General features: G+C 71.5%; 11 protein-coding genes. 7 read left to right on the plus strand and 4 right to left on the minus strand.

All coding sequences use genetic code 11. The annotated features are described in order from the left end of the window. Window positions 1–40 precede the first annotated feature (40 nt). The 3 genes from ACFQ58_RS11105 to ACFQ58_RS11115 all read right to left on the minus strand — a co-directional run bounded on the left by ACFQ58_RS11105 (window position 41) and on the right by ACFQ58_RS11115 (window position 2,579). Window positions 41–922, minus strand: coding sequence for a 3-methyladenine DNA glycosylase (locus ACFQ58_RS11105; RefSeq protein ID WP_376951169.1), 882 nt, complete (start codon window positions 920–922; stop codon window positions 41–43). 42 nt (window positions 923–964) lie between these two features. Next, complete coding sequence (locus tag ACFQ58_RS11110; RefSeq protein ID WP_376951170.1) at window positions 965–1,381, minus strand: hypothetical protein; 417 nt, start codon at window positions 1,379–1,381, stop codon at window positions 965–967. Between the two features lie 175 nt (window positions 1,382–1,556). After that, window positions 1,557–2,579, minus strand: coding sequence for a 1-aminocyclopropane-1-carboxylate deaminase (locus tag ACFQ58_RS11115; RefSeq protein ID WP_376951171.1), 1,023 nt, complete (start codon window positions 2,577–2,579; stop codon window positions 1,557–1,559). Between the two features lie 142 nt (window positions 2,580–2,721). Here ACFQ58_RS11115 and ACFQ58_RS11120 point away from each other — a divergent pair, with 142 nt between their 5' ends. The 4 genes from ACFQ58_RS11120 (at window position 2,722) to ACFQ58_RS11135 (ending at window position 8,995) form a co-directional block, all read left to right on the plus strand. Beyond that, window positions 2,722–3,165 carry a VOC family protein gene (locus ACFQ58_RS11120; RefSeq protein ID WP_376951172.1) on the plus strand — a complete coding sequence of 148 codons (444 nt, stop codon included), beginning with the start codon at window positions 2,722–2,724 and terminating at the stop codon, window positions 3,163–3,165. A gap of 36 nt (window positions 3,166–3,201) precedes the next feature. Then, on the plus strand, window positions 3,202–4,755 hold the full coding sequence (locus tag ACFQ58_RS11125; RefSeq protein ID WP_376951173.1) for an ATP-dependent DNA ligase: 1,554 nt from the start codon (window positions 3,202–3,204) through the stop codon (window positions 4,753–4,755). Further along, window positions 4,745–5,164 carry a VOC family protein gene (locus ACFQ58_RS11130; protein WP_376951174.1) on the plus strand — a complete coding sequence of 140 codons (420 nt, stop codon included), beginning with the start codon at window positions 4,745–4,747 and terminating at the stop codon, window positions 5,162–5,164. The genes ACFQ58_RS11125 and ACFQ58_RS11130 overlap by 11 nt, the downstream gene beginning before the upstream one ends. Window positions 5,165–5,344: 180 nt before the next feature. Further along, complete coding sequence (locus ACFQ58_RS11135) at window positions 5,345–8,995, plus strand: glycoside hydrolase (RefSeq protein WP_376951175.1); 3,651 nt, start codon at window positions 5,345–5,347, stop codon at window positions 8,993–8,995. Between the two features lie 90 nt (window positions 8,996–9,085). On the opposite strand, the gene ACFQ58_RS11140 is transcribed toward ACFQ58_RS11135, so the two are convergent. Then, window positions 9,086–10,126 (minus strand): LacI family DNA-binding transcriptional regulator, encoded by a 1,041-nt coding sequence (locus ACFQ58_RS11140; RefSeq protein WP_376951176.1) that lies wholly within the window; start codon window positions 10,124–10,126, stop codon window positions 9,086–9,088. Window positions 10,127–10,246: 120 nt separating this feature from the next. Between ACFQ58_RS11140 and ACFQ58_RS11145 the strand changes: the two genes are divergently transcribed. The 3 genes from ACFQ58_RS11145 to ACFQ58_RS11155 all read left to right on the plus strand — a co-directional run bounded on the left by ACFQ58_RS11145 (window position 10,247) and on the right by ACFQ58_RS11155 (window position 13,553). Beyond that, a complete protein-coding gene (locus ACFQ58_RS11145) occupies window positions 10,247–11,191 on the plus strand; it encodes a carbohydrate ABC transporter permease (RefSeq protein ID WP_376951177.1) in 945 nt (314 codons plus the stop codon). Then, on the plus strand, window positions 11,188–12,120 hold the full coding sequence (locus ACFQ58_RS11150) for a carbohydrate ABC transporter permease (protein ID WP_376951178.1): 933 nt from the start codon (window positions 11,188–11,190) through the stop codon (window positions 12,118–12,120). The genes ACFQ58_RS11145 and ACFQ58_RS11150 overlap by 4 nt, the downstream gene beginning before the upstream one ends. Before the next feature lie 95 nt (window positions 12,121–12,215). After that, window positions 12,216–13,553: an ABC transporter substrate-binding protein gene (locus ACFQ58_RS11155; protein WP_376951179.1), complete on the plus strand. Its 1,338-nt coding sequence runs from the start codon at window positions 12,216–12,218 to the stop codon at window positions 13,551–13,553. Window positions 13,554–13,567: the final 14 nt, after the last annotated feature.

Raw genomic sequence — 13,567 nt, forward strand, 5'->3', positions numbered from 1 at the left:
GCTACGACCAGCCACCGACGCAGGCAAGGCCGCTGCCCGCTCAGCCTCCCGGCCACGCCTCCAGGATCCGCGCGCGCAGCGCGTTGCCGCGCTCGGCGAACGCACGCTGCCGCCGCACGTACTCGGCCTTGCCCTCGGGTGTCTCGATCCGCACGGGCTCGCCGCTCCAGGGCGCCATGTCGTACGGCGACGCCTGCATGTCGAGGTACCGGATGTCGCGGGCGAGCTCGAACGCGTCGAGCAGCAGTTCGCCCGGCACGAGCGGGCCCAGCTTGACCGCCCACTTGTACACGTCCATGCCGGCGTGCAGGCAGCCGGGCTGCTCGAGCTCGGGCTGGTCCTCTCTCGTCGGGGCGAACCGGTTGCGCGGCACCGCGTCGGGCGTGAAGAAGCGGAACGCGTCGAAGTGGGTGCAGCGCACGTCGTGCGCCTCGACGACCTCGTCGGTCGCGGCCTGGCCGAGGCGCAGCGGCACCGGATGGCGGTGCTCGCCCTGCCGGTACACCATCGCCCACTCGTGCAGCCCGAAGCAGCCGAACCGCCCGGGCCGCGACGCGGTGCGCCGCAGCATCCGCTCGACCGCGCGGAGCTGCGCGCCCTTCTCGCGCAGCATCGTCTCGACGTCGACGGTGAAGCCGGCGGATGTCGCGCCGCGCGTGTACCAGCGCCACTCCGCGCGCGGTGTGCCCGCGGCATCCGCGAGCTCGACGCGCGCGCCGGGATGCCACCGCCGCAGCACGCCGGGCGAGTAGGAGTAGTACGTGAAGAGGAAGTCCTCGATGGGATGCGTCTCGCCGCGCTCCCGGCGCGCCCGATGGCCCGCGGTCAGCGCGTCGGCCCGCTCGGCGTGCGCCGCTTCGCGGGCGCGCCACTCGCTGCCGGCGAGCACGGTCGCCGACGCGGTGGGAGCGGTCGGGGTCACCCGATGAGGATAGGTGCTGCGGCTGGGCGCGACATCCGCTCGTCAGCGACCGCTGCCCGCAGACCAGCCGAGGATCGCCATCTTCAGGGCGAGCAGGAACCCGCCGAGCGTGAGCGGTGTCAGCGTGCGATCCGGAGCGACCAGCGAGTCGCGCCACACGCGTTCGATCGGGTATCCGATCGACATGATCGCCCCGAGCACTCCGAGGACGCGGGCGGCGAGCACGGGTGGTCGCGGTGCGAGGAGCAACGACGTGCTCGCGACACCTTGGACGACGAGCATCACCGTCGGTGCCGAGAGCGAGGTGCCCTCGAGCCAGTGGCGGGACCGCATCTCGTCGACCGGCCTGACGGGGTATGCCGGCACGTCGCCGGCCAGTCCTTCGCGGAGCGCCTTCCGGAGCCCGAGCACGCCCAACACCAGTTGGACCAGCCCGATCGCCCCCACGAGCCGCAACATGCGCCCATGCTGGCACCGTGGATGCCGCGCGGGCAAGGTCGCGGGCCGCGACATCCGCCGCCGATGTACAGGAGAATCCGCGATGTGCCGGACGGATCCGGCGGTTTCGTCCGGCACATCGCCGGATCTCCTGTGAACCGAGGAGCCAGGGGGTGGGGGCGCGCGGCTGGACCGCTCAGTGGTAGCGAGCGCTGTACGCGTTGAGGGCGGGCTGGCCGCCGAGGTGGGCGTAGAGCACGTTCGAGTCCTTCGGGATGTCGCCGCTCGACACGAGCTCGATGAGGCCGGCCATCGACTTGCCCTCGTAGACGGGGTCGAGGATGACGCCCTCGAGGCTGCCCGTGAGCCGCATCGCCTCGTCGGTCGACTCCACGGGGATGCCGTAGTAGTCGCCCGCCCAGCCCTCGAGCACGGTGACCTCGTCGTCGCGCAACTCGCGGCCGAGGCCGATGAGCTCGGCCGTGTCGCGGGCGATGCGGCCGACCTGATCGCGGGTCTCGTCGATCGTCGCCGAGGCGTCGATGCCGATGACGCGCCGCGGCCGGCCGCCGAAGTTCTGCTCGAGGTCGGCGAAGCCGGCGATCATTCCGGCGTGCGTCGAGCCCGTGACAGAGCACACCACGATCGTGTCGAAGAAGACCCCGAGCGCCTCCTCCTGCGCGGCGACCTCGTGCGCCCAGTTGGCGAAGCCCAGTCCGCCGAGCGGGTGATCGGATGCCCCGGCCGGAATCGGATACGGCGTGCCGCCGGCCGCCTCGACATCGGCGATCGCCTGCTTCCACGACTCGCGGAAGCCGATGCTGAAGCCCGCGGGGGAGAGGCGCACGTCGGCGCCCATGAGCCGCGAGAGCAGGATATTGCCGACGCGGTCGTTCACCGAGTCGGGCCAGTCGACCCAGTGCTCTTGCACGAGCACGCACTTCAGGCCGAGGTGCGCGGCGACGGCCGCGACCTGGCGGGTGTGGTTGGACTGCACGCCGCCGATCGACACGAGCGTGTCGGCGCCCTTCGCGAGCGCGTCGGGCACGAGGTACTCGAGCTTGCGGGTCTTGTTGCCGCCGAACGCGAGGCCGCTGTTGACGTCCTCGCGCTTCATCCAGACTCGGGCGCCGCCGAGGTGGGCGCTGAGGCGGTCGACGGGGTGGATCGGGCTGGGCCCGAAGGTCAGCTGGTGGCGGGGGAAGTCATCGAGCGGCATGCAATATATTGCAGACCTCCGAGTCGGCCGTGTCAAGTCGGCGGCACCCTTCTCGATGTCCGTGCTCGCGCGTAGCGTGAGGCGCATCCGAGCGCGGCCGTGCCGACGATGCACGCCGCGGCAGCCGAACCAAGGAGGCATCATGGCCAACCTCGTCGTGCACTTCGAGATCCACGCGTCCGAGCCGCAGCGGCTCATCGACTTCTACTCCGAGCTGCTGGGGTGGAAGTTCACCCAGTACGGCGACACCTACTGGGTGATCGAGACCGGCGAGGGCGCGATCGGCAACACCGCCGGGCAGCCCGGCATGGGCATCAACGGCGGCCTCACCCAGCGCGAGGGTCCCGCGCCCGAGGTGGGCGCGCCCGTCAACGGGTGCAACGTCGTCGTCGGCGTCGACGACATCGACGGCCTGATGCGGCGCGCGGTCGAGTTGGGTGCGACCGAGTCGCTGCCGGCCACCGACTGGCCCGGCATCGGCCGGGGCGGGTACCTCCTCGATCCCGATCACAACGTGATCGGCCTCATCTCGCAGGTGCTCTCCGACGGCACCACGGTGGGGACGGAAGTGCCGCCGAGCGCCTGACCGAACCGTGTCGGCGGCTGGTGCCAGACTGGCCGAGTGCTGCTCGACGAGCTGGTCGCCACCGCCGAACGGGTCGCGTCCACGCGGTCGCGCCTCGCGAAGGTCGACGCGCTCGCGGCGCTCCTCGACCAACTCGAGCCCGGCGAGATCCTGCCCGCAGTCGGCTTCCTGACCGCCAAGCCCCGCCAGGGGCGGGTGGGCGTCGGATGGCGCGGGCTCATCGGGGCGATGGGCGATCCGGCCGAGGTCGCGACGCTCACGATCCTCGACGTCGACGGCACCCTCGAACGGCTCGCCTCGGCGTCCGGTGCCGGCTCGGCGACCGAGCGCGCTCGCATCCTGCGCGAGTTCGGAACGCGGGCGACGGCTCGCGAGCAGGACTTCGTGAGCCGCGTCATCCTCGGCGAACTGCGCACCGGGGCGCTCGGGGGCGTGCTCACCGACGCGATCGCCCGGGCCGCCGACCGCCCCGGCGAGGTCGTGCGCCGCGCCGCGATGCTCTCGGGCGACCTCGGCGAGACCGCACTGATCGCCCTCACCGGCGAGCCGGGCGACCTCGAGTCCGTCGGGCTCGTGGTGGGGCGTCCGGTGCAGCCGATGCTCGCCGGCACGGCGCCGAGCGCGGCTGCGGCGCTCGAGCAGGTCGGTCGCGCCTCGGTCGAGTACAAGCTCGACGGCGCCCGCATCCAAGTGCATCGCTCGGGCGACGCGGTGCGCGTCTTCACGCGCAACCTCGCCGACATCACGCACCGGCTGCCCGAGGTCGTCGAGGTGGTGAACAGCATGCCGGCGCGCGACCTCATCCTCGACGGCGAGACGCTCGCGCTCGACGAGGGCGGCGCTCCGCGTCCCTTCCAGGACACGATGTCGCGCTTCGGCGCCGAGGCCGCGCGCGAGGTGCTGCTGCATCCGTGGTTCTTCGACGTGCTCCACGTCGACGGGCGCGACCTCCTCGACGAGCCGCTCACCGCCCGGCTGCGTGAGCTCGAGCGCGTGGCCGGGCCGCATCGCATCCCCGGCGAGATCACCGACGACTCCGAGGTCGCCGAGCGGGTCGCCCGCGACGCGCTCGCGGCCGGTCACGAGGGCGTCGTCGTCAAGGGCGTCGACGCCCCGTACGCGGCGGGCCGGCGCGGGGCGAGCTGGATCAAGGTCAAGCCCGTGCACACCTACGACCTCGTCGTCCTCGCGGCCGAGTGGGGCTCGGGCCGGCGCACCGGCTGGCTCTCCAACCTGCACCTCGGCGCGCTCGACCCGGTCGGCGAATTCGGCGAGCCCGGCGCGTTCGTCATGGTCGGCAAGACGTTCAAGGGGCTGACCGACGAGCTCCTCCGCTGGCAGACCGAGCACTTCCCGCAGATCGAGACGCGCCGCACCGCCCACACCGTGTGGCTCGAGCCGGTCACGGTCGTCGAGATCGCGCTCGACGGCGTCCAGCGTTCGAGCCGATACCCCGGCGGCATCGCGCTGAGGTTCGCGCGGGTCAAGCGCTACCGCGACGACAAGCGGCCCGACGAGGCCGACACCATCCAGACGCTGCGGGGCCTGCTCCGCGGCGGTGCGGCGGAGGGAGCGGACGATGGCGGATGAGTCAGGGCCGGGTCGGGTGCGGCAGTTGCGGCTCGTCGTCGAGGCCGACGACCTCGAGGCCGCGGTGGCGTTCTACCGCGACGTGCTCGGCATGCCCGAACAGGAGTCGTACGACGGCGACGAGGGCGCTCGGGTCGTGATCCTCGACGCCGGCCGGGCGACGCTCGAGCTGTCGAACCCCGCGCAGGTGCGGTTCATCGACCGCGTCGAGACCGACGGCGGGCGCAGCGACCGGCTCCGCGTCGCCCTCGAGGTCGACGATGCGGCCGCCGTCGCCGACGACCTCGTCGGCGCCGGAGCCGAGCTCGAAGCATCGGCTCGTGAGACGCCGTGGCGCTCGGTCAACGCCCGGCTCCGCGGACCCGCCGGCCTGCAGCTCACGCTGTTCCAGGAGCTCGACGAGCGCTGACCCTCGTCACCGCACGCCACGGCACGGGGTTCAGCGCGGGTTCGACGCCGAGCTGGCGGCGCGTCATCTTCTCCCCACCCCTTCCGCTGTGTTGACGTCAACATGTAGGGTCGGCGTCGGGCGTGTTGACGTCAACATGCTCGCTGCACATCCACTCGACGGTGAAAGAGGACGACATCGATGACGATGCACGGCAGACGGATCGCGGCCCTCGCCACGGGCGCCGCGCTCGCCGCGGGCGCGCTCGTGGCGGCGCCCATCGGCGCGACGCCACCGGCGCACGCCGCCGACGCGCTCACGATCACGCCGAACCCCGCCTACGCGGGTGAGGCGTTCGACGGCTGGGGCACCAGCCTGGTCTGGTTCGCGAACGCGACCGGCGACTACCCCGAGGAGCTCCGCGAGGAGCTGTACCAGGCGGTCTTCGGCGAGGACGGGCTGGACCTGAACATCGCGCGGTACAACATCGGCGGCGGCAACGCGTCCGACGTGCGCGACTACCTGCGCGCGGGGGGCGCCGTCGAGGGATGGTGGGCGCCCGCTCCCGACGGCGATGCCGGCGTGCACGGCGGAGCCGCGACCACCTACGCCGAGCGGAACGACGTGCTCGCGGCGTTCGACGCGGGGGACCCGGCATCCTACGACTGGGACGCCGACGCGACGCAGCGCTGGTGGGTCGAGCGCCTCGCCGCCGACGACCGCATCACGCATTGGGAGACCTTCGCGAACTCGGCGCCGTACTTCATGACCGAGAGCGGCTACGTCTCGGGCGGGTTCAACTCGTCGGCCGAGCAGCTGAAACCCGCCGCGATCGGGTCGTTCGCCGAGTACCTCGTGCGCGTCACCGAGCACCTCGAGGACGAGTACGGGATCGACGTCGAGAGCATCGACCCGCTCAACGAGCCCAACACCAACTACTGGGGCACGACGCTGCAGAACGGCGTGCCCGTCGGCGGCCGCCAGGAGGGCATGCACGTCGGCCCGGCACGTCAGGCGCAGCTGGTCGACGCGCTGCGCGGCGAGCTCGACGGCACCGCCACGACCACCGACGCGTTCGTCGCGGCGATGGACGAGACCAACCCGGGCACCTTCGCCACCAACTGGGCCGCGTACCCTGCTGCGACCCGCGCCGCGGTCGACCGCATGAACGTCCACACCTACGGCACGTCGGGCCGGCTCGTGGTGCGCGACCTCGCCAAGCAGGCCGACGCCGACCTGTGGATGAGCGAGATCGAGGGCAGCTGGGTCAACGGCTACGACCCGGTCAACATCGAGAACGGCCTCGGCATCGCCGGCCGCATCATCGACGACCTGCGTGAACTCGAGCCGAAGGCGTGGGTGCTCTGGCAGCCGGTCGAGGACCTCTACAACATGGAGCCGCAGGGCGAGAACCTCAACTGGGGTTCGATCTTCATCGACCTCGACTGCACGCCGTACGAGGAGGCCGGCGGCGAGGTCTGGAAGTCCGCGCGCCGCGTCGCGGACGCCGGCGGCGACTCGACGAAGGTCGAGCCGTGCGGCGTCGAGGTGAACTCGAAGTTCAACACCCTCCGCAACTTCACGAAGTTCATCCAGGAGGGCGACCGCCTGCTCGCGGTCGACGACCTCTCGAGCACGGCCGCGATCCGGGCCGACGGCACCGGAGCGACCGTCGTGCACCGCAACACGGGCACCGCCGAGCGCACGGTCACGCTCGACCTGTCGGGCTTCGGCGAGATCGCGGATGGCGCGACCGTGACGCCGTACGTGACCACGCAGGCTCCCTCGGCCGACGAGCCGACCGCCAACTCCCTCGTCGAGGGCGACGCCGTCGCGATCGATCGCGAGGCGGCCACCGCGACGCTCACCGTGCCCGCGAAGTCCGTCACCACCTTCGTGATCGACGGCGTGACCGGCGTCGCCGACGACGCGCCCGCACTGCGCGACGGCCACCGCTACCAGCTGGTCGGCTCGCAGAGCGCCAAGGCGCTCACCGCGGGCACGTCCGGCACCGCGACGACCATCACCACGCTCGCCGCCGACGCGGGGCTCGCGGCCCGACAGGCGTGGACCGTGCACGAGGTCGCGCCGGGCGAGCGCGATGCGACGCGCCGCGTCGTGCTCGAGGCATCCGACGGACGCGTGCTCGGCGCGACCAGCGCCGGCACCGACCTCCGCACGATCGGCGCGGATGCCGCGGAAGCGACGGCGGCGACCCGGTGGATCGTGAACACCACCGACGGGCGCGCCTTCACCCTGGTGAACGAGGCGCTCGGGCTGTCGCTCGACGTCAACGGGCAGTCGTCCGCCGAGAACGCGACGGTCGGCGTCTACGGCTCGAACGGCGGAGCGAACCAATCGTGGGCTCCGCGTGATCTCGCCCCGCTCGCCGAGCAGTCGGTGGCCGCGCGCACGCTCGTCGGCATCGCGCCCGTGCTGCCGACCACGGTCGCACCGCGGTACGCGTGGGGCGCCGGCGTCGCGGTTCCCGTCGAGTGGGCGCTGCCGGATGACTCGGCCTGGGCCGAGCGCGGGCGCGTCGACGTGACCGGCGCCGCGACCGACGTGTTCGGGCAGGCGTTCGCGGCGACGGCCAGGATCGACGTCGGCGGGCTCACCGCGACGGACCCGGTGTCGGTGACGGTCGCGCGCGGCGCGAGCCTCGCGGGCGTGCAGGACGCGGCACCGACCGCCGTGCCGGCGCGCGTGGGCGCGTCCGAGCAGGCGTTCGACGTGCCGGTCGCGTGGGACTGGTCGGATGTCGCGGCGGACGCGTTCGCGGAGGTCGGCACCATCCGGGTCGACGGCACCGCGACGGCGGACGGCGCCGAACTGCCGGCGCGGCTCTCGTTGCTCGTGACCGAGGGCACGCTGCGCAACTTCGCGCCCGATGCGGGAGTCACGGCGTCGGCGAGCTCGACCGAGTCGGGCTACCCCGTCGACCGCACGCGCAACGGCGTCGTGGGCGACAAGGGCTGGTCGAACTGGGTGGCGTCGAACAAGCCGACCCAGAGCACGCTGACGTACGAGTTCGCGGCCCGCCAGGTCGAGCAGGTCACGGTGCACTTCTGGCGCGACGGCACGAGCAGTTGGGCGCAGACCATGCAGGTGCAGCTGCGCGGCACGGATGGCGCGTGGGCCCCAGCGCCCGGATGGGAGCAGTTCCAGCCGGTCGCCTCGCCCACCGACGGCACGGCGCCGATCGTGACGGCCGAGTTCGCCCCGAGCACGGCGACCGGCGTGCGCGTGGTGATGAACGCGTACCCGAACACGCACCTCATCGTCTCCGAGGTGCAGGTGTTCGAGCCGGTTCCGGCCGCCGCGTCGGTCAGCGACCTCGCGGTGCTGCGACTCGACGGCGAGACGGTCGACGGGTTCGATCCGGCGCGCACCGGCTACGAGGTCGACGTGGACGGCGGTCGCCTGCCGGTGCTCGACGCAGTGGCGATCGACTCGGCGGCCACCGTGCGCGTCGCGCAGCCGACGCCCGCGAACGGCGGCTCGGGCACGGTCACGGTGACGTCCGCGGACGGCACGTCGCAGACCGTGTACACGGTGGTGACGCGCCGGCACGCCGCGATCGCCGACCTGCAGGTCGTCGATCGGCCGCGCGTCGGCACGCCGGCGGTCGCGACCGCGACGATCGACCCGGGCGACGGCGACATCGCGTGGCAGTGGTTCCGCAATGGCGAGTCGATCGAGGGCGCGACGGAGCAGAGCTACACGCCCGTCACGAGTGACGCGGGCAAGCTGCTGAGCGTGCGCGTCACGGTCGAGGCCGACGGCGTGGAGCCGGCGACCGCGACGACCGACGGCGTGCGGATCGTGGCCGCGAACTCGCAGCAGCCCTGACGAGCGGCCGCGACGAGCGCGGACCGCGACGAGCGCCCGGCCCCTCAGGGGTCGGGCGCTCGGTCGTTCAGGGGTCGGGCGCTCGGTCGTTCAGCGGGAGTGCGGCGGCGCCGTGCTGTCGCGCACGACGAGCTCGGTCGCGACGAGCGAGGGAGCGCGACGGTCGCCGGACTCGACCTCGTGCAGCAGGGCCTCGACCGAGCGCCGGCCGACCTCTCCGAAGAACTGGCGCACCGTGGTCAGCGGCGGCCAGAAGCTGCCGGACTCCTCCATGTCGTCGAAGCCCACCACGCTGACGTCGCCGGGCACCGTGCGGCCCGACTCGTGCAGGGCTCGCAGCACGCCGAGCGCCATCTGGTCGTTGGCGGCGAAGATCGCGGTGACGTCGGGATCGCGGGCGAGCTCGAGCCCGAGCGCGTGACCGGACTCGGCCGACCAGTCGCCGACGAGGGCGGGGTGGACCTCCGCCCCGTGCTCCCGCAGGGTCGCCTCCCACGATTCGCGTCGGCGCGTGGCCGAGTACGAGCGTTCGGGTCCGGCGATGTGCCACACGGTCGCGTGGCCGAGGTCGAGGAGGTGCTCGGTGGCCACCCGCGCGCCGAGCGCCTGGTCGGTGTCGACCCAGGGGAAGCGCTGGTCGCCCGCGGAGTCGACGATGACGACGGGCAGGCCCGGCGGCAGCTCGACGTCGCTCTCGTCGAGCAGGTGCGCCTCGATCACGATGATGACCCCGTCGACGGCGGCATCGGCGAGGCTCTGGAAGGCGTCGGAGACCTCGCCGCGCGTGGGGTGCGGCACGGGGATGAGCGTGAGCGAGTACCCCGCCTCCTCGGCCGCCGAGGCGATCGCGTCGAGCGTGCGCATGTTGCCGAAGCTCGACAGCGTGAACATGATCACGCCGATCGTGCGGAAGCGGCCCGTGCGAAGAGCGCGCGCGGCGCTGTTCGGCCGGTAGCCGAGCTCCTCCATAGCCGCGAGCACACGCGCGCGGGTCTCGGCGTCGACGTTGGTGCGCCCGTTGGAGACGCGCGAGACCGTTTGCCCCGAGACGCCCGCCAGGCGGGCGACGTCGGCCATCGATGGTCCGCGGCGCCGGCCATTCGCCGTACCGTTGGTGGTGGCGGTGGTCATGGCCCTCCCTGTCGGCCTCAGTCATACTTCGCGCCAAGACTGGCGCATGTTCACGTCAACATGCTACGGTGTCCGCACCCCATGTTGACGTGAACATGGTTGTGATCAGAAAGAAACCCGATGACAACGACGTCTCCAGCAGCCCCGGCCCTCGCCGTGGCCGACGCGGCTCCGCCGCGTCGGCGCCGGTCGCCGCGCGGGCGCAGCGAATGGAAGGGCCTGGCCTTCGTCGCGCCGTTCCTCGTGGTGTTCGTGCTGGTGTTCATCGCACCGGTCGCGTACTCCGTCTACCTCAGCCTCTTCCGCGAGCAGCTCATCGGCGGCAACGCGTTCGTGGGCCTCGACAACTACGTGGCGCTCGCGCAGGACCCGCAGTTCTGGGAGTCGTTCGGCCGGGTCGTGCTGTTCCTGCTCGTGCAGGTGCCCATCATGCTCGCGCTCGCACTCATCGCGGCGCTCGCCATCGACAGCGCCCGCCTGCACGCCTCGGGCTTCTTCCGCATCGTGATCTTCCTGCCCTACGCGGTGCCCGCCGTCGTCGCCGTGCTCATGTGGGGCTTCATGTACGGCGACCAGTTCGGACTCGCCGCCAACCTCAACGACTGGCTCGGCTCCACGGTCATCACGCCGTTCGCGCGCGAGTGGATCCTCGTCTCGATCGGCAACATCGTGACCTGGGAGTTCGTGGGCTACAACATGCTCATCTTCTACTCGGCGCTTCGCGTCATCCCGACCGACCTGTACGAGGCGGCTGAGCTCGACGGCGCCGGGCCGCTCCGCGTCGTCACGGGGATCAAGCTCCCCGCGCTGCGCGGCGCCATCGTCATCGCGACGATCTTCTCGATCATCGGCAGCTTCCAGCTGTTCAACGAGCCGAACATCCTCCGCACGCTCGCCCCGAACATCATCACGACCTACTTCACCCCGAACATGTACGCCTACAACCTGTCGTTCAACGGCCAGCAGTACAACGCCTCGGCCACCGTGGCCATCGTCATGGGTGTGATCACCGCCGTCATCGCGTACGTCGTGCAGCTGCGCGGCTCGCGCAAGGAGGACCGATGAGCGCCACCGCCGTCCGCGACATCCGCCCCGCCGACGAAGGTCGACGAGCGGATGGCGCGACCCGCCGCCGGCGCTCGTCGCCGCTGCAGCCGCGCAAGTCCGTCGCCTTCACGCTGCTCATGGGCGTGTTCGTGATCTACAGCCTCGTACCGCTCGCCTGGCTCGTGATCAACGCGACCAAGACGCAGGCCGGCCTGTTCTCGAGCTTCGGGCTCTGGTTCGACGACGAGTTCGTGCTGTTCCAGAACATCTGGGAGACCCTGACCTACCGCGACGGCATCTTCCTGCGCTGGTTCGGCAACACGCTCCTCTACGTCGTGATCGGCGCGGGCGGGGCGACGCTGCTGGCCACGCTCGCGGGCTACGGCCTCGCGAAGTTCCGCTTCGCCGGGCGCCGCGCGGTGTTCGCGGTCGTGCTCGGCGCGATCGCCGTGCCAGGCACCGCGCTCGCGGTCCCCACATTCCTGATGTTCAGCCAGCTCGGGCTCACGAACACGCCGTGGGCGATCATCATCCCGTCGCTGATCAGCCCGTTCGGGCTCTACCTGATCTGGGTCTACGCGGTCGACTCGGTCCCGACCGAGCTCCTCGAGGCGGCGCGCATGGACGGCGCGGGGGAGTTCCGCACGTTCTTCACCATCTCGATCAAGCTGCTCGCGCCCGGGATCGTGACGGTGCTGCTCTTCACCGTCGTCGCGACCTGGAACAACTACTTCCTCCCGCTGATCATGCTGAGCGACCCCACGTGGTACCCGCTCACGGTCGGCCTCAACCAATGGAACGCGCAGGCCGCCGGCGTCAGCGCGCAGCCCATCTACAACCTGGTGATCACGGGCTCCCTGCTCACGATCATCCCCATCGTCGTCGCGTTCCTCGGGCTGCAGCGGTTCTGGCAGTCCGGGCTCAGCGCCGGAAGCGTCAAGCAGTGACCGAGCGGCACTGCACGGCGGAGCACCCCCAGCCCGCTCGACCGGAGCGTCCTGCCCCGGATCACATGGCACAACGAAGTGAAGGGACATCCCCAATGCGCATCACCCGATCCGCCGCCCGGCGGACCATGTCGGTCGTCGCGGCCGCAGCGCTCGTCGGCTCGCTGGCGGCGTGCTCTGCCGGAGGCTCGGACGCCGCCGCCGGGTCGGCCGACGACCTCGACGCGGCCCTTGAAGAGGGCGGCACGCTCACCTACTGGAGCTGGACGCCGAGCGCCGAGGCGCAGGTCGCCGCGTTCGAGGAGGCGTACCCCAACGTCGACGTCGAGCTCGTGAACGCCGGCACCAACACCGAGGAGTACACCAAGCTCCAGAACGCGATCAAGGCGGGCTCGGGCGCACCCGACGTCGTGCAGATCGAGTACTACGCGATCCCGCAGTTCGCCCTCTCCGACGCGCTCGTCGACCTCAGCCAGTACGGACTGGGCGATCTCGAGGACGAGTACTCGGCGTCGACGTGGGGTGCCGTGAACGTCGACGGCAAGCTCGTCGGCCTCCCGCAGGACTCCGGCCCCATGGCCCTGTTCTACAACAAGGCCGTGTTCGACCAGCACGGCATCGCGGTGCCGGCCACGTGGGACGAGTACGTCCAGGCCGCGCGCGACCTGCACGCCGCCGACCCGTCGAAGTACATCACCTCCGACACCGGCGACGCGGGCTTCACCACGAGCATGATCTGGCAGGCCGGCGGGCGCCCGTTCCAGATCGACGGCACGGATGTCACGGTCGACCTCGCCGACGAGGGCACGCAGAAGTGGACCGGCGTCTGGAACCAGCTCGTCGAGGAGGACCTGCTCGCCACCACGCCCGGCTGGAGCGACGAGTGGTTCAAGGGCCTCGCCGACGGGTCGATCGCCTCGCTCGTGATCGGCGCGTGGATGCCCGGCGTGCTCGAGTCGAGCGTGCCCGACGCGGCCGGCGACTGGGCCGTCGCGCCGATGCCGACCTACGACGGCACCCCCGTCGCGGCCGAGAACGGCGGCGGAGGTCAGTCGGTCACCACCCAGTCCGAGAACCCGGCGCTCGCCGCGGCGTTCCTGCGCTGGCTGAACAGCGACCCGGCCTCGATCGACGTCTTCCTCGAGAGCGGCGGGTTCCCCGCGACCACGGCCGACCTCGAGGACCCGGAGTTCGTGGGCGCCGAGTCCGAGTACTTCGGCGGCCAGAAGATCAACGAGGTGCTGACCCAGGCGTCGAAGGACGTCTCGTCGGGCTGGTCGTATCTCCCGTACCAGGTGTACGCCAACAGCATCTTCGGCGACACCGTCGGCCAGTCGTACGCGAACGCCGCCGACCTGAACGACGGGCTCGGCGCCTGGCAGGAGCAGCTCGTGGCCTACGGAAACGAGCAGGGCTTCACCGTCAGCGAGTAGCTGACTTCCGACCC

It is taken from the genome of Agromyces sp. NPDC056523 (genome assembly GCF_042794545.1).
Taxonomy (GTDB): domain Bacteria; phylum Actinomycetota; class Actinomycetes; order Actinomycetales; family Microbacteriaceae; genus Agromyces.